The organism is Streptomyces sp. NPDC059679 (assembly GCF_042734105.1).
Taxonomy (GTDB): domain Bacteria; phylum Actinomycetota; class Actinomycetes; order Streptomycetales; family Streptomycetaceae; genus Streptomyces.
The window spans coordinates 56,742-72,145 of the sequence record NZ_JBHWES010000006.1; the positions used below are offsets into that span (position 1 = coordinate 56,742).

The window sequence follows — 15,404 nt, forward strand, 5'->3', positions numbered from 1 at the left end:
GCACCAGAAAGCTGATCATGACCGCATCGCCCGTCGCCGCTCTGACCGCCCGCGCCCAGGATGTTTCGGCGGAGATCGTCACCGACATCCTGGCCCTCGTCCACCACGAGACCAGCAGCTACGACCTCCCCGGCCTCGCCGCGGGCCTGGACCGCCTGCGCGAGCTGGCCGTCCACCGGCTCGGGCAGCCCGACCACGAACACCGCTACCCCGGCGGCGAGTGCGGAGACACCCTCACCCTGACCTACACCGGCACCGGCCCCGGGCACGTCGCGCTCGTCGGCCACTACGACACCGTATGGCCGACCGGCACGCTCGCCGGATGGAAGCAGCCGGAGACGGATGGCGACGGGGACGGGGACGGTCGGGAGAAGCTCAGCGGGCCCGGCATCTTCGACATGAAGACGGGGCTGGCCCAAGGCATCTGGGCCCTGAAGCTCGCCCGGGAGAGCGGTGTGCCCGTCCCCACCGTCACGTTCCTCTTCAACGGCGACGAGGAGATCGGCTCCCTCTCCTCCCGTCCGGTGATCGAGGAGGTCGCGTGGAAGGCCGATGTGACGCTGGTGCTGGAGCCCACCGCGCACGGCGCGGTCAAGACCGCCCGTAAGGGCTCCGGGATCTTCCAGGTCATCGCCACCGGCGTCGAGGCGCACGCCGGGCTCGCGCCTCAGGACGGGGCGAGCGCGATCATCGCGCTGTCCGAGTTCGTCCTCGCCGCCGCGGCCGTGGCCGCCCCCGAGAGGGGTACGACGGTCAACACCGGGCTCATCAAGGGCGGCAGCGCCACCAATGTCGTCGCCGGCCGGGCCACCGCGGGCATCGACATCCGGGTGACCACCCAGGAGGAACAGGACCGGGTCGACGCCGAGTTCGACGCCATCGAGGTCAGCGACCCCCGCGTGAACATCGAGATCGTCCGGGACTGGAACCGGCCGCCGATGACCCTCAACGCCGCCTCCGCCCCGCTCCTCGACCTCGCCCGTGAGGTCGCCCGCGAACAGGGCCGCGAACTGTCCGACACCGCGGTCGGCGGCGCCAGCGACGCCAACTTCGTCGCCGCCCTCGGACTGCCGGTGCTGTGCGGCATGGGCGCGGTCGGAGACGGTGCCCACGCCCAGGGCGAATTCATCTACCCCGACACGGTGCCCGCCCAGACGGCACTCGTCGCGGGGTTGCTGGGACGGCTGGCGCGGCCGCGGCGGGGCTGAGCGCGCCCGACAACACAAGGGGCATTCACTCCGCACCCGGATCCCAGCGGAACCGCCGGACGGCCACCGCCGCACCGGCCACCCCCCACAGCAGCAGGACGCCGTAGTCCCGCCAGGGGAGGCCGGTGTGGTCCGTGGTGAAGGCGCGGAGCAGTGCGTCGTTGAACGGCTTGACCGGCAGCGCACCGGCGATGCCGTTCAGCGGCGCGGAGTGGACCGGCATATACGTGCCCGAGATGAACACGAGCGGGAACAGCACGAACTGGACGACCGACGGCGCCGCCTCCGCGTTGCGGACCAGCGAGGCCACCGCGACTCCCAGGGAGCAGAAGGCGGCCGCGCCGAGCACCAGGGACACCGCGAGCGCGGGCCACTGCGGGGCGGCGGGCAGCGGGACGCCGTAGAGCCTGCCGACCGCCGTGATGAGCAGGACGTCGACGACGCTCACCAGGACGCAGTGCGCCAGCAGACCCGCGAAGTACCCGGAGGCGGGCAGAGGGGTGGCCCGGACCCGCTTCAGCATTCCGTTCTGCCGTCGCGTCGCGAGCACGATCGCCAACTGGCTGTAGCAGGAGCCCAGCACGGACACCGCGGCGATCGTGGACACGTAGTACTGGAGCGCGGAGCGCCCGTAGTAGAACTCGCTCGTCCCGATGGAGCCGAACAGCCCGCCGAAGATCGCCATGACCACGACCGGGAAGACGAACGTGAAGAACGCGCTCTGCGGATTGCGCCAGAACGTCAGCTGCTCGTAGCGGATCTGATGCCACAGCAGGCCGAGCCGACGGCTCAACAGGCGCCCGGCCTGGCCGCGGGGAGCGGCGATGCTCATGGTGCGCTCCTCTCCGGTGTGCTGTGGTTGTGGTCGGTCAGGCGCAGATAGACGTCCTCCAGGCTCGGCCGGCCGACGCTCAGCCCGGCGAGCACGGTGTCGCGGCGCAGCGCCCAGTCCGTGAGTTGGTGCAGCGTCCGGGTCGGCTCCGCGGACTCGACGGTGACCAGGCCGTTCTCGCCGTTCTCGCCGTTCTCGCCGGGCGCGGCGGGAACCGGCAGATCGGCGGCCGTGGTTCCGGGCGGCAGCGCGAAGCGGATCCGGGCCCGTGCGGTGTCGCGTCCGCCCAGGGTGCCGGGGGTGCCCTCGGCCACGATCCGCCCGTCGGCGATCACCGCCACCCGGTCGGCCAGCTCCTCGGCCTCTTCCATGGAGTGGGTGGTGAGCAGGATGGTGGTGCCCGCGTCGCGCAGGTCCCGCACCAACTGCCAGGCGCCGCGGCGCGCGTTCGGATCGAATCCGGTCGTCGGCTCGTCGAGGAAGAGCAGGGTGGGGCCGCCGATCAGGCCCAGCGCGAGGTCCAGGCGGCGTTTCTGGCCGCCGGAGAGCGCCCGGACCTTCTTCTTCTCCAGCCCGGCGAGGCCGACCAGGCCGATCACCTCGTCGATGTCGCGCGGCGCGGGGTAGTAGCCCGCGTTGCGGGCGATCGTCTCGCGGACGGTGAGATAGGGCTCGACCGCGATGTCCTGCAACACCAGCCCGATCCGCTCGCGCAGGGCGCGCTCGGTGGCCTTCTCGCCCGGGTCCAGACCGAGTACGTCGACCCGTCCGGAGTCGCGGCGCCGAAACCCCTCCAGGATCTCCATGGTGGTGGTCTTGCCCGCCCCGTTGCGGCCGAGCAGCGCGAAGATCTCCCCGTGCTCGATGGTGAAGCCCACCCCGCGCACCGCCCGCACCGCGCCGTACCGCTTGTGCAGGCCCTCCACCACGACCGCGTCAGCCACGGCCGTCTCCCGTCGCCCAGTGCGCAACCGCCGGTGTCAGGTGCTCGGGCGTCGGGTGCCCGGGCGACAGATGCTCCGGTGTCAGACGCGGACGCAACGGATCTCCAACGTCAGATCGAGATGGCGCCCGGCCATGCCACGGGCCGCCGTCACACCGAACGCGGTGCGGTCGACCCGCGTGGTGGCACGGACGGTGAAGGCATCCGCCAGCACCTCGGAGCGCACGATCGACAGGTCCGCCGGCCGGGAGAGTCCGCATGCGGTGAGCGTGCCGGAGACCGTGGTGGTGGCCACGTGGTCGGCGGCGAACGTGATCAGCGGGTGTCGGTCGGTGTCCAGGAACGCCACCGACCGTACGGCGGCGTCCCGCGGGGCATGGTTCGTACGGAAACTCGCCGCGTCGACCTCGGCGTGCACACGCGACCCGGAGATCGGCTCGGCCACCTCGACGGTGCCGCCGCGGATCGCGAAGGTGCCGCGCACCGGCAGCAGGCCGAAAAGGTGTCTGCTCTTGAACGAGATGGACGATTTGGCTGTGTCGATCGTGTAGCGGCCGAGCCGGGGAGTCGTCGTGGCAGTGTTGCCTGTCGCATCCATGCCCCCATTCCACGGCGGCGGGCGCACCGCGCGGCAGGGCGAGCGGTTGGTTCCTCATCCGACGAAGGGCTTGCCCGCGATGCCCGGCATACGACTTTCGTAGGGTCCGCCGAGGCGGAAGTATCCGGTGCCGCTGACCGGAACGGGGCCGCGAGCCGGATGTCCTACGGTGAGCGTCATGACCGACGGACCGTGGCACTGCCGGCACCGGCTCGCTGTGGACGTGATCGTCGCGGCCGCGTTCGTGCTCGTCGACACCGGCCTGACGCTGGTCGGCGCCACCTGGTGGCCCGAACACCCCGGCACGCTCGCCTGGGCCATGCTGGGTGCGCAGGCGCTCGCCGGCGCCTCGCTCGCCGTCCGCCGTATCGCCCCGCTGGCCGTCATCGGCGTGCTCGGCGCGTTCACGCTCGTGGTGAGCCTGCTGATCTCACCGGCGGGCGTGCTGACACCGGCCCACCCGGGGAACGTATGGGCGCCCCTCTCCACCACGGTGGCCGCCTACGGTCCGCTCTTCTACCAGCGGAACCGCCGCCGGACCGCGTACCTCGCGCTCGCCGCCTTCACCCTCGTCGTCATGCGGCCCTGGGATCCGTCCGCCACGAATATGACGATCGGGCTGCTGCGTACCGCGGTCGGGCCGCTGCTGGCGCTGTACTTCGACGCCCGCCGCAGGCTGGTGCGGGCCCTGGTCGAGCGCGCCGAGCGGGCCGAACGGGAGCGTCATCTGCTGGCCGAGCAGGCCCGCGCCGAGGAACGCGCCCGGCTCGCCGGTGAGATGCACGACGTGGTCACCCACCGAGTGAGCCTGATGGTGCTGCAGGCCGGCGCCCTCGGGGTGACGGCACCGGACGAGCCGACCCGGCAGGCGGCGGAGGAACTGCGTACCGCGGGCTGCCAGGCGCTGGAGGAGCTGCGGGACCTGGTCGGCATTCTGCGCACCGCGCCGGAGGGCGACCGGACGCCGTCGGTGGCGGGCTTCGCCGGTCTGGTCGCCGAGTCCGTGGCGGTGGGGATACCGACCGAGCTGATCGAGGAGGGCGACCCGGCGCTGGCCTCACCGGTGGTCGGGCGCACCGCCTACCGCGTGCTGCGCGAGGCGCTGACCAACGTACGCAAGCACGCTCCCGGCGCCCGGGTGAGAGTGCGCGTGGCGTACGACAACGCACAGGTGCGGCTGACGGTCCACAACACGCCCCCGACCGGCAGCCCCCGCAGCGCCCTCGCCGGTACCGGCTCCGGTCTGGGGATCGCGCAGCTGCGGCAGCGCATCGAGCTTGTGCACGGCACGCTGCGCGCCGGACCGTGCTCCGACGGCGGGTTCAGCGTCGAGGCGACGCTGCCCGCGTTCGTGCCGACCGCGGAATCGTTCGCCCCGGCCGCGGAATCGGCGGGGTGAGCGTGGCCCGGGTCGTGGTGGTCGACGACGCGGCTCTGCCGAGTCCCGACAAACGAGGCGGTTACATCCTGCTCCCGCCGGTGGATCTCCTACTCGTGCTTCCCGTTGCCCTTGTCGCCGCTTGCCCGGCCGCTCTTTTCGGGCGGGTTGCCCGCGTCACTGTGCTCGTTCCCGGAGGCGCCGGTGTTCCCTGCCGTGCCCTTGCCGGGATCCGCGGCGCCCGCGCTGGGTTTGCCCGTATTGTCCGGCCTGGTCGGCTCGGTTGTCGCCCGCGCGAGCTGCTCGGAGCAGTATGCGGCGACCTTGTCCTTCCCACCCGCGACCGCGACGAGTCGCTGCCAGGCCGTGGCGTCGAGAGCCTTGCCGCGGTCCTCGACTCGTTCGTAGGCGCGGCAGTGGGCCTCGGTGTCCTGGGAGGCGGCAGGGCGCTTCGTCGGTCCGGCGCCGCCGGACGACGCCGACGAGGCGGCCGACCGGTCCGGAGCGACCGCCGACGGGTGTGGCGCCTCCCGATGGGCGCCGCCTGCGGACGAGCCCCCCGAACCGATGGCCGCGACCGCGACACCACCCAGGGCGAGGCTGGCGAACACCACGCCGAACGTCGTCTTCACAGGGCGTCCGGTACGCCGTTCCGCGGGCGGCCGCCAGTCGTCCCGGCGTCGGGTACGCGCCCGGTGCGCGCCCGCGCTGCGGGCGGCCCGGAAGGCGGCCACCGCCCGTTGTTCGGCCTCGGGGTCGAGATCGTCTCCGCGTATGACGGAGGCCAGCGCTGTCTCCAGCGCGGGGTCGCCACGTACGTCCCGCGGTTCGGAGGCGGCTCCACTGGGATGCACGCGGCGGCCTGGAACTCCGTCGTCGCTCGGCCGCTCACCCATGTCCGCTTCCACACCTGTCCGACGTGTTCGCTTCATTCGGCGGGCCAGGCCCCGGTGCGGGTCTGCTTGCCTGCCATTGCCGTCGTCGTTCATTCCGACTCCCCCAGCGTTCGGGAAGTTTTATCCGTCACACCCTCTCCCGCCGCGTCACCGAAGCCCAACTGCCGGGCGAGGCGTTTCAGACCTCGGTGAGCGGCAGTGCGCACCGCTCCCGGGCGCTTGCCGAGGACGCGTGCGGCGACGGGGCCGTCCAAGCCGACGACGACCCGCAGGAGCACGGCCTCGGCCTGGTCCTGCGGCAGTGAGCGCACCAGCTCAAGGGCGCGCTCGGTGGAGAGGGTCTCCAGGGCCTGTTCTTGCGTGCTGTGCGGGCCGGGCAAGTTCAGAACATCCTGCTCGAGCGCCCCCGACCGGGGCCGCACGCGCTGGCGGCGCAGGTGGTCCAGTGCCCGGTGCCGGGCGATGGTCGTCGTCCAGCCGCGGAAACCGGCTCCGTCCCCCTTGAACCGCCCGATGTCGCGGGCAATCTCCAGCCAGGCGTCGGACGCCACGTCCTCCGCCTCGTTGCCGACGAGTCCGCGCAGATAGCCGAGCATGCTCGGCTGCACGATCCGGTAGATGACCGCGAACGCGGCCTCGTCCCCGTCCTGGGCCCGCGCGACTGCCGTGCTCAAATCCCCGTCGCCTGCCTGTACGCGCCGGGGTTGCCGTGCCTGGCTCAAGACTGTCCTCGTTCGCACCGGATCCATTCCGAGTCACTGCCGCCCCACGCGCTCCGATCGCATCGGCGGCCACATGGTGACCAGCGTCAACCCTCACGGAAGTGTCACAACACATCGGGCGTCCTTCACACCCTCGCCTCGCCAGAGCAACCGGCGCTCAGCCGCCGTCCCGGCCGGGTGACGTTTCGCGTCGACCGTGCGCTGTGTGAGTGTCGAGTCCGCGTGGACATCGGCACCACGCACTTCCCGGACCACTCCCCGCGCGCCCTTGCTTCCCCCCGAGAGCGGCGCGGGGAGGGACGGGGACGGCCGGACCCCCCGCCCACTGCACGGGGGGTCCGGCCGCCCCATATGCACATCGGACCGACTTGCACTTTTTGGAGCGATGCGTCCTGTGCTGTGAGGCGCAGGTGTAACACTTCCGGCCGAGTTCGCTCTTCCTCAACGGACGACCGCGGCGGTCGCCCGGGACAGGGGGCACGACTCGTGCAGTGGACGGACGAAAGCGGCAGGGCGTACGGCGAGGATCCGTACGGAGGCGCCGGGTACGCGTATGCCTACGGCTACGAGTACAGCGGCGGCGCTGCCACCGATACGGCCACGATGCCCTGGGATCCGGTACAACTCGGGCAGTGGACGCACCCAACGGGCAGTGTCCTCGGGTCGGAAACGGACCCCTACGCCACCGGGATGGACCCCTGCACCACTGGGACGGATCTCTACGCGACCGGGACGGATCCCTACGCGACCGGGACGGATCTCTACGCGACCGGGACGGATCCCTACGTCACCGGGCCGGGCCCCGCCGCGACGACGTGGGACTCCCCCCACGGCGACGTCCTCACCGTGCCGCCTCCAGAACTCGACGACGCTGCCGACCCGCACATACCAGGACCGGAAACGCTGAAGACCGAGTCGGCGCGGCCCGTCTTCGTCGATTCCTCGGGGCGACGCCAGCGCCGCGCGCTCCGCGCCGCCCGGCTGCTGGTGATCCCCGCAGGTGGCTACGTCGCCCTGCTGATCAGCACCGTGCTGGGCGGCCCCAGTCTCAACGCCCCGTTCGTCCCGCAATCGGACTCCACGCACCCGGCCACACCCTCCGTGTCCGCGCCCGACGCCTCCCCCAGCACCGGCGGCTCCGCGGGGAGTGTGAGCCCTACCACGGCCGACAGGAACTCCCGCCCCACAGCGGCGCAGAAGACCTCCGGCTCCACCGGCCGGCCGACAGCCTCCGCCACAACCGCGGCCACACCGGGGTCCACCGCGGAGCCCACCGGCACCACGTCCCCGACCCCCGCCCCGACCGCAACCGCCACGTCCCATCCCGCCTCCAAGGGCCGCGCGGTCGGCTCGTCCCGCAACCCTGTGAAGTGATCCAAGGCTTCCTGAAGTGACCGACCGCAGACGCCGCAAAGCTCGTCCTCGTCGCCGCAGCCGCGCCCGCCAGATCACACCTCGCACCCACTGGCTGCTGCTGAGTGTGCTCGCGCTGACCCTGTCGACGGCCCTGCTGCTGCAGGGTTACACCCATCACATGTTCGGTCTCTCATCGGACAGCGCGACCGGAACCCGCGGGCGGAGCGGCACGGTGCCCAGCCAAGTGGTCCACGGCGGCCCGGTGATCGCGGATGCCGCCGCCTCTCCACACACCGCCCGGGTGAAGTCCCGTACCATCGCGCTGACCTTCGACGGCGGCCCGGACCCGGTCTGGACGCCACGGATCCTGGATGTGCTGCGCCGCAACCGTGTGCACGCGACCTTCTTCGTCGTGGGCACCCAGGTCGTCGCCCACCCGGAGCTGGTCCGCCGGATCATCGCCGACGGCCACCAGATCGGCATCCTCAGCTTCACCCATCCCGACCTGAGCCGCCTCGCCCCATGGCACCGTTCCCTGGAACTGCACGAGACACAGCTGGCGGTGGCCGGCGCCGCGAAGGTGACCACCACACTGCTGAGGCCGCCGTTCTCCTCCAGGAACGACGCACTGGACGACGCCGACTGGTCCGTCCTCAAGCAGGCCGACGGGGCGGGCTATGTCACCGTCCTCGCCACCCGGGACGCCGGGGACTGGCAGCGTCCTGGCGCGGACCGCATTCTCGCCAACGCGACACCGCGCGGCCACGCCGGCCAGATCGTGCTGATGCACGATGCCGGCGGTGACCGCTCGCAGACCGTCACCGCACTGTCCGCCCTGGTGCCACGGCTCAAGGCACAGGGCTTCACGTTCGCGACGGTCTCCGATGCGGTCGGCATGGCCGAACCTGTCCGGTCCGCCGGGCTCGGTGACCATCTCCAGGGGCTTGCCCTCATCAAGGTGCTGCAGGGTGGCGACTGGCTCGTATGGCTGTTGGGCCTGCTGATGTACGCGGCGGGAGGGATCAGCGTGCTGCGTGCGGTGGTCGTGCTGATCGCCGCCCGGAGGCACCGGCGCCTGCGGACCGGGCGGGGCGGGTCCTGGGGGCCGCCGGTGACCGAGCCGGTCAGCGTCATCGTCCCCGCCTACAACGAGAGCGCCGGGATCGAGGCCGCCGTACGCTCACTGCTCGCCTCGGACCATCCGGTCGAGATCATCGTGGTGGACGACGGGTCCACCGACGGCACCGCCGACCTGGTGGAATCGCTCCGCCTGCCGGTGCGGGTGATCCGCCAGCAGAACGCGGGCAAGCCCGCCGCGCTCAACACCGGACTCGCCGCGGCCACCTGTGACCTGGTGGTCATGGTCGACGGCGACACGGTCTTCGAACCGGACACCGTCCGCACCCTCGTGCAGCCCTTCGCCGACCCGCGCGTGGGCGCCGTCTCCGGCAATGCCAAGGTCGTCAACCGCGGCGGCCTGCTGGGCCGTTGGCAGCACATCGAGTACGTCATCGGGTTCAACCTCGACCGCCGCCTGTTCGATCTCGCCAAATGCATGCCGACGGTACCCGGCGCGGTCGGCGCGTTCCGCCGGCAGGCGCTCCTGGACCTCGGCGGCGTCAGCGACGTCACTCTGGCCGAGGACACCGACCTCACCATGGCGCTGTGCCGTGCCGGCTGGCGCGTGGTCTATGAGGAGCACGCGCGGGCCTGGACCGAGGCGCCCGCCTCCCTGAACGCCCTGTGGCGGCAGCGATACCGCTGGTGCTACGGCACCCTGCAGGCGATGTGGAAGCATCGCGGCGCCCTGGTGCAGCGCGGCGCCGCCGGAAAGCTCGGCCGCCGGGGCCTGGTCTATCTGCTGCTCTTCCAGGTGCTGTTGCCCCTGCTCGCACCCGTCGTGGACATCTTCGCCCTGTACGGGCTGGTCTTCCTCGACCCGGTCCGGATCGTCGGGCTGTGGCTCGCCTTCCTGCTGCTGCAACTCGGGATGGGCCTGTACGCGTTCCGCCTGGACGGGGAGCGTCCGGGCCCGCTGTGGAGCCTGCCCCTGCAGCAGTTCGTCTACCGGCAACTGATGTACCTGGTGGTGATCCAGTCCGTCTTCACCGCCGTGTCCGGCTCACGGCTGCGATGGCAGCGCATGGAGCGCTACGGCAGCCTGCAAACCCCGGGCGGCACGGAGGCACCACCCCAGGACCTCACCCCGCAGGAGCCCGGCTTTCCGCAGCCGACACCGTACGAGGGTTACGAGGGCTATCCGCAGTCGGCACCCTACGACAGCCTCGCGGAGCCCTCACCCCACACCGGTATCCGGCAGCCCGCACCATATGGGACACCGCGGTTGTACTGAGTCCGTCGAGATCGTCCCCCGCGGTGTCTTCGATATGGCCGTCGGCGTCATGAAGGCTCATGCTGTCTACGGGCGGGCGCTCAGGTTTGCCAGGTAGTCGTCCAGGAGCTCGACTTGCCGCTGTGGCGGGAACGCCGCCGGGTCGAACAGCGCCTGGACCACCAGGCCGAGGATGAAGGACGAGGCGCCGGCCGCGATGTGCGCGGGGTCGCCCGGGGGCAGTTCGCCGAGCTCTTGGGCTGCGGCCACCCGCTCGCTCAGCCTGTCGCGGCTTTGGGCGTATTTGCGGGCGTAGTCGGTGCTCAGGGCGGGGTCGGAGAGCGCGGCGTCCCAGGAGGAGACCCAGATTCGGTTGCTGTCGGTGGCCGCGGGAGTCAGCGGCAGGATGTCGAGCAGTGCGGCCCTGAGGGCGGCCAGACCTTTGCCCGCTTGGCGGCGGGGGCGGGCGACGGTGCGCTCTTCGAGCAGGTCGAGTGCGTACTCCACCAAGGCGTGTTTGGTGGGGAAGTAGTGCGTGAGCAGGCCGGTGGTCGCGCCGAGTTCGGCGGCGACGGCGCGCAGGGTCAGACCGGCGAAGCCGCGTGTGGCCATCACTTTCCAGACGGCTTCGGAGACGTCGCGTCGGCGGGCCTCGTGGTCTCCCTTGGTGCGTGGCATGCCGCCACGGTACATTGCCGTAACGCTTGTTATGTGAATGGGGAGGCCGCTCATGTTCTCGCTGCCGCTTGGCGACGGTGCTCGCCTTGGTCCGCTGGAGGTCTGGCATGCCGAGGAGTTCGCCGACCATCTGGACCGGGCTCGCGAGCACATTCGCCCCTGGGTCGGGCCCACGTTCGTCACCGACGATGTGGACGGGGCGCGGGCCACGCTCAAGCGGTACGCCAAGGCCCAGGCCGACGACGGCGCCCGGCTGTACGGCATCTGGCGGGACGGAGCGCTGGCCGGCGGCGTGATGTTCACCGATTTCAATGCCCCTTTCGGTGGGTGCGAGATCGGCTGCTGGCTGGAGCCGTCCGCCGAGGGCCACGGGCTGGTCACACAGGCGTGCGGCGCCTTGGTGGACTGGGCGTTCACCTCCCGTGGGCTCCACCGGGCCGAGTGGCACTGCCGGGCCGACAACGACCGAAGCTCGGCGGTGGCCAAGCGGCTCGGCATGACGCTGGAGGGCGTGCGACGCGAGGCATGGCCGTACGAGGGCGTGCGCTACGACAAGCAGATCTGGGCGGTCCTCGCTCCCGACTGGCGATCCCTGAGCCGGTGACCGGCGGCGGAGCTACGCCGCCGGTTCGGGGATGCGCCAGGTGATGCGGAACCGCTGGTCCGGCGGAAGCCCGAATCTGCCCACTGGGCCGATCTCCTTGATGAGATAGCCGAAGATCTGATGGTGGGCCTCCTCGGAGAGTTCATGCCAGGTCTCCGGGGTCGCGGTCATGACCTCCCGCATCAAGGACACGTCCGATTCGGCGCGCAGCATCTCGATGCGGTCCTCACGGTCCATGGTCTCGTCGGCATGCATGGCACTGATCGACCGCTGAAGGAGGTTCGGCTCGACCGCCAGGCGCTGGAGTATCCGGTCGCAGCCGTAGCGGAAGGCCGTATGCATTTCGACAGCTTCCTGGTCCGGATAGCGGTAGCCGAAGGGGCTGCCCTCCTCGGCGCCCAGGTAGTCGCCCTTCAGGGTTCGCAGGAGAGCACGCAGAGCAAACTCGGCACCGTTCTCCTCGATGAGACGGACACCGGCCTGAACCCATTCGTCCTCTGAGAACACAGGCTCGTGCGGCACCGCGAGCGAGGGGGCGATCTCAATGGCATTGAACGGGTTGATCATCATGCCGACGACCGCCTCAGCGGTCCACTGCCCGTCATCTGTGCCCCAACCCTGTGACAGCGCCAGTTCCCGGGCCGACTTCATGCCACCCGGTTCTCCCTCCCGCACTGCGCGCCACAGGGGCAGGAACCGCGCCACCTCGGCGGTCGGGTCTCGGGGCGGATCGACGCAGGCGGCGGCGAGCACCGCCACGATCGACTGCACGGTCTCCCAGCGCGGGACGTTCAGGCCCTTGAGGGTCGTACGGACGCCCTCATGGCTGACGACCGCCGGGTGGTCGCCTTCAGCGATCAGGGCGCTCACCTTTCGCATGCCGGGGCGGCCTGCCGCCCGGTGGAGCTCTTCCAGGGCGCGTACCAGCTCCTGGTGGGCTTCGTTCGGAAGAGAAACGGTGTCGGTGGTCACGAAACCACAGATCCCTTCGGCCTTTCAGGTGGCGGCCCGGAAGGCCGTCAGATAGTGCCAAGAGCGTAGAAGTCGCAGGCAAAGTGCCACATGCCAGATTTCGCCAACTTCCCCGTCCCGGGCGTCAAACGATGACAAGCAATCCGAGAGGGCCCCGAGCATGGAGACAGCGCCGTGAGCGAACCGGCGCAGTTTTCCGAGGAGTTGCCCCCGTGCACATCCCTAAATATGCCTATGCCATGATCCGGTCCGCACTGCCGACTGTCCCCACCTCCCGCCAGGTGGGGGCGCTGGATTGCTGCCTCTGCGACAAGCCCTTTGACGATCGGCCGCCCGTACCGCTCGGGCCGACTCCCGAGTCGGGACTGTTCGGCTGCCATCCCTGTCTGACCCGTTTGGTCGCCCGGGCGCGGCGGGCCCGTGACGCCGCGCTGACCCAGGACGCCGAGCGGGCCCGGACGGAGTCCGAGGCATGGCTGCCGGTGCGTGAGCGGCATCTCGCCCGGCTCGACAGTGCGCGGCAGGCCGCGGAGGCCGTGGCCGGGCTGGCCCGGGACGGTGACACCGAGCCGCTGCGGGTCGCCTGGCTGCTGGTCTCGCTTGAGTCGGCGTACGCCTGGGTCCCGGAGGCGCCGGAGCCACCCACCTCTGCGGGGCGCGAGGACCCGGAGCTGAAGGACGAGGCGTTCCGGCTCGACCTGGCGATGATCACAGCGCGGGAGGCGGTGGCGGAGCGGCTCGCCTATCACCTCATCAACGAGGCGCAGCCCGAGGAACCGGAGATGTGCGAGGAGCTCGAGTGCCTGGAAGGCTGCTCGGGACGCCATGACTCCTCACACATCGACTGCGGACCGGACGCCGTCTTCGAGGATCTGGCGAATCACGGAATCACCGTGGAGCAGCCGGAGCCCGAACCCCTGCCGCCTCGGCTCGCGGCTCTCTTGGGAAGGACCGAGGCCGAGGAGAAGCACGCGCTGCTCACGGGCATCGAGGAGCAGGCGCCCGTTGTCCTGGCACATTTCGGCATCGACGCCGACGACACGGATGCCCTGGTGAGCGCGGCGGCGGTCGGGCTGGTGGCCGACGCCTGGCGCGAGGGGCCGCTGGACGTGATCCACGCGGCCGACGACGGGCCAAGCGACGGGGAGATCTTCGCCCAGAGCGTCGATCTGTACCACAGGGCCCGCGCCGCGCTGGTGGCCGCGCGGGACGACGGGCCCGAGGCGCTGCTCGCGTTCGTGGCCGTCGCCTCGGACGCGAACCTTCCGTGGGCCGGCGGTTCGCGCTTCGCGCTGCGGATGGTGTCCGAATCCGTGGCGGAGCTTGTCCAGCACGTCGACGACCGGGTCTGGTTCACCGCGGAAGTGATACGTGAACAGGGCTGGCGCGCGGGGCTGCTGCACAGAGCCACTTCGGCCGCGTTCAAGGTTCCTACCCACTTCGGTATGCCGGGCTGGCCCGGCGCTGTCGCCTCGGCAATGGAGCGTCTCGCCGTGCTGGACAGGTCGGGCGCCCCCGAGGCGCTGACAGACCTCGCGGCGGTGGAAGCCGCGTTGCTCGAAGCGCCCGACCGGCTGGGAGCAGACGCCCTCGACTGGATCTCCCGCCAGGCCCTGCTCAGCTAGCGCGCCACCCGGGCCCGCCCGTTCGCCGACGGGCCTGGGGTCGGGAGCCCCCTCATACCAGGGCATAACTTCATTGCATCCGGCTCGCGGAGAGTCGGTGGGCGGCGTTTTCCCGCGGGCCCCGGCACCCGAGGAAGCCGCACATGGGCGTGGTTCCGCCCAACTCCGCACACTCACATCAGCGGCTCACCAGGTATGTGACCTGAAGTGCCGGCCGGGGTGGCGCGAGGTGTCGACATGCCCAGAAGCACTGGCAAAATACTGGCCTGCACCCCTGTGCGGTTGCCCGAGCGCGGCGGGGCGGCCCAGCAGAAGGCAGAGGCCACCCGGTGAAGTGGGACGAAGTGACCCTCGTCATCCTCGCCGCGTTCGGCTGCGTCACGCTACTGCTGACGCAGATCAGCGAGGTGCTCTCAAAGCTGCCACACATCATCCGCGCGTGGCGGCAGGTCCGGCACGAACTGCGCGATGGCACCGATCCCGGCTCTCGGGATCACTCAACAAGGGGCACCGCCCCGGGCACCTCTGCGGTCGACCCGGGCGATGGGGACCGTACATCCAGCGAGCCATGACGAGGGCGGGACCCGAAGGCCCCGCCCAAACCGCGAGAAACCCCGGCTCAGGGCCACACCAGGCAATAGGGCTGATGTCCCGCCTCGTGCAGCCGGTGCGAGAAGTCCTGCCATTCGTGCAGCAGCCGGTAGACCGTGAAGGCGTCGCGGGGGCCGCCGCGGTCGGGGACGGTGGACCAGATGAAGGCGGCGGCGCCGACGGCCTCCTCGCCGACGCCGCGGAGCGGGTCGACGGCGGTCATGGGGAGCTTGACCACGGCGTAGTCGGGGTGGAGGACGACGAGTTCGAGCGGGGGCACCTTGTGGAGGGGGACGCCTTCGATGCCGGTGAGGACCATCGCGGCCACCGTCTCCGGCTTGATCTTGGTGAACATGCCATGGCCGAGCTCGTCGCCGCCGAGCTCCTCGGGACGCATGGAGATGGGGACCCGGGCCGCGGTCGCGCCGTCGGGCGCGCCGAAGTACTTGTACGTCACCCCCATACGCCCGCTCCCGCTTCTGCGTGCGCCGCTTGCGTCGTCCCCGCGGCGCCTATGGCGTCCAGGGCGGGCGCGCTCGGGACCTCGATCGTCGGTCCCTTCACCCAGTTCGCCACCGCGATGCATATCTCCACCCGACCACTCGCGGCACCTGCCGCGCAACCCGATCATCGTGTCAGAGACCTCCCCCGCGCCAGTCGTGTGAAACG

The 15,404-nt window shown here is 70.9% G+C and carries 15 protein-coding genes; 7 read left to right on the plus strand and 8 right to left on the minus strand.

Annotated elements, in window-relative coordinates:
• Positions 1 to 17 precede the first annotated feature (17 nt).
• On the plus strand, positions 18 to 1,208 hold the full coding sequence (locus ACFV2X_RS09485) for a M20 family metallopeptidase (RefSeq protein WP_385613602.1): 1,191 nt from the start codon (positions 18 to 20) through the stop codon (positions 1,206 to 1,208).
• A gap of 25 nt (positions 1,209 to 1,233) precedes the next feature.
• Here ACFV2X_RS09485 and ACFV2X_RS09490 read toward each other — a convergent pair whose 3' ends face one another.
• From ACFV2X_RS09490 to ACFV2X_RS09500, 3 genes are all read right to left on the minus strand, one after another.
• Positions 1,234 to 2,040, minus strand: a complete 807-nt coding sequence (locus tag ACFV2X_RS09490; protein WP_385613604.1) for an ABC transporter permease — start codon at positions 2,038 to 2,040, stop codon at positions 1,234 to 1,236.
• Positions 2,037 to 2,984 (minus strand): ABC transporter ATP-binding protein, encoded by a 948-nt coding sequence (locus tag ACFV2X_RS09495; protein WP_385613607.1) that lies wholly within the window; start codon positions 2,982 to 2,984, stop codon positions 2,037 to 2,039. The genes ACFV2X_RS09490 and ACFV2X_RS09495 overlap by 4 nt, the downstream gene beginning before the upstream one ends.
• Positions 2,985 to 3,065: 81 nt before the next feature.
• Complete coding sequence (locus ACFV2X_RS09500; protein ID WP_385613609.1) at positions 3,066 to 3,581, minus strand: YceI family protein; 516 nt, start codon at positions 3,579 to 3,581, stop codon at positions 3,066 to 3,068.
• A 178-nt stretch (positions 3,582 to 3,759) separates the two neighbouring features.
• On the opposite strand from ACFV2X_RS09500, the gene ACFV2X_RS09505 reads away from it, so the two are divergent.
• Positions 3,760 to 4,980, plus strand: coding sequence for a sensor histidine kinase (locus ACFV2X_RS09505; protein WP_385613610.1), 1,221 nt, complete (start codon positions 3,760 to 3,762; stop codon positions 4,978 to 4,980).
• 89 nt (positions 4,981 to 5,069) lie between these two features.
• Here ACFV2X_RS09505 and ACFV2X_RS09510 read toward each other — a convergent pair whose 3' ends face one another.
• Positions 5,070 to 5,855, minus strand: coding sequence for a hypothetical protein (locus ACFV2X_RS09510; protein ID WP_385613613.1), 786 nt, complete (start codon positions 5,853 to 5,855; stop codon positions 5,070 to 5,072).
• A gap of 89 nt (positions 5,856 to 5,944) precedes the next feature.
• Complete coding sequence (locus ACFV2X_RS09515; RefSeq protein WP_385613615.1) at positions 5,945 to 6,604, minus strand: RNA polymerase sigma factor; 660 nt, start codon at positions 6,602 to 6,604, stop codon at positions 5,945 to 5,947.
• A 459-nt stretch (positions 6,605 to 7,063) separates the two neighbouring features.
• Here ACFV2X_RS09515 and ACFV2X_RS09520 point away from each other — a divergent pair, with 459 nt between their 5' ends.
• Entirely contained in the window at positions 7,064 to 7,951 is an 888-nt protein-coding gene (locus ACFV2X_RS09520; protein WP_385613617.1) for a hypothetical protein, read from the plus strand.
• Between the two features lie 16 nt (positions 7,952 to 7,967).
• Positions 7,968 to 10,286, plus strand: a complete 2,319-nt coding sequence (locus ACFV2X_RS09525) for a bifunctional polysaccharide deacetylase/glycosyltransferase family 2 protein (RefSeq protein WP_385613619.1) — start codon at positions 7,968 to 7,970, stop codon at positions 10,284 to 10,286.
• A gap of 66 nt (positions 10,287 to 10,352) precedes the next feature.
• On the opposite strand, the gene ACFV2X_RS09530 is transcribed toward ACFV2X_RS09525, so the two are convergent.
• On the minus strand, positions 10,353 to 10,943 hold the full coding sequence (locus ACFV2X_RS09530; RefSeq protein ID WP_385613621.1) for a TetR/AcrR family transcriptional regulator: 591 nt from the start codon (positions 10,941 to 10,943) through the stop codon (positions 10,353 to 10,355).
• Between the two features lie 52 nt (positions 10,944 to 10,995).
• Between ACFV2X_RS09530 and ACFV2X_RS09535 the strand changes: the two genes are divergently transcribed.
• Positions 10,996 to 11,547, plus strand: coding sequence for a GNAT family N-acetyltransferase (locus ACFV2X_RS09535; RefSeq protein ID WP_385613624.1), 552 nt, complete (start codon positions 10,996 to 10,998; stop codon positions 11,545 to 11,547).
• Positions 11,548 to 11,559: 12 nt separating this feature from the next.
• Here the strand turns inward: ACFV2X_RS09535 and ACFV2X_RS09540 are convergent, their stop codons facing one another.
• Positions 11,560 to 12,519, minus strand: a complete 960-nt coding sequence (locus tag ACFV2X_RS09540) for a hypothetical protein (protein ID WP_385613626.1) — start codon at positions 12,517 to 12,519, stop codon at positions 11,560 to 11,562.
• Between the two features lie 239 nt (positions 12,520 to 12,758).
• Between ACFV2X_RS09540 and ACFV2X_RS09545 the strand changes: the two genes are divergently transcribed.
• Both ACFV2X_RS09545 and ACFV2X_RS09550 read left to right on the plus strand, forming a co-directional pair.
• A complete protein-coding gene (locus ACFV2X_RS09545) occupies positions 12,759 to 14,144 on the plus strand; it encodes a hypothetical protein (RefSeq protein WP_385613629.1) in 1,386 nt (461 codons plus the stop codon).
• Between the two features lie 329 nt (positions 14,145 to 14,473).
• A complete protein-coding gene (locus ACFV2X_RS09550) occupies positions 14,474 to 14,716 on the plus strand; it encodes a hypothetical protein (protein WP_385613632.1) in 243 nt (80 codons plus the stop codon).
• A 47-nt stretch (positions 14,717 to 14,763) separates the two neighbouring features.
• Here ACFV2X_RS09550 and ACFV2X_RS09555 read toward each other — a convergent pair whose 3' ends face one another.
• Complete coding sequence (locus ACFV2X_RS09555) at positions 14,764 to 15,321, minus strand: hypothetical protein (RefSeq protein WP_385613633.1); 558 nt, start codon at positions 15,319 to 15,321, stop codon at positions 14,764 to 14,766.
• Between the last annotated feature and the right edge of the window lie 83 nt (positions 15,322 to 15,404).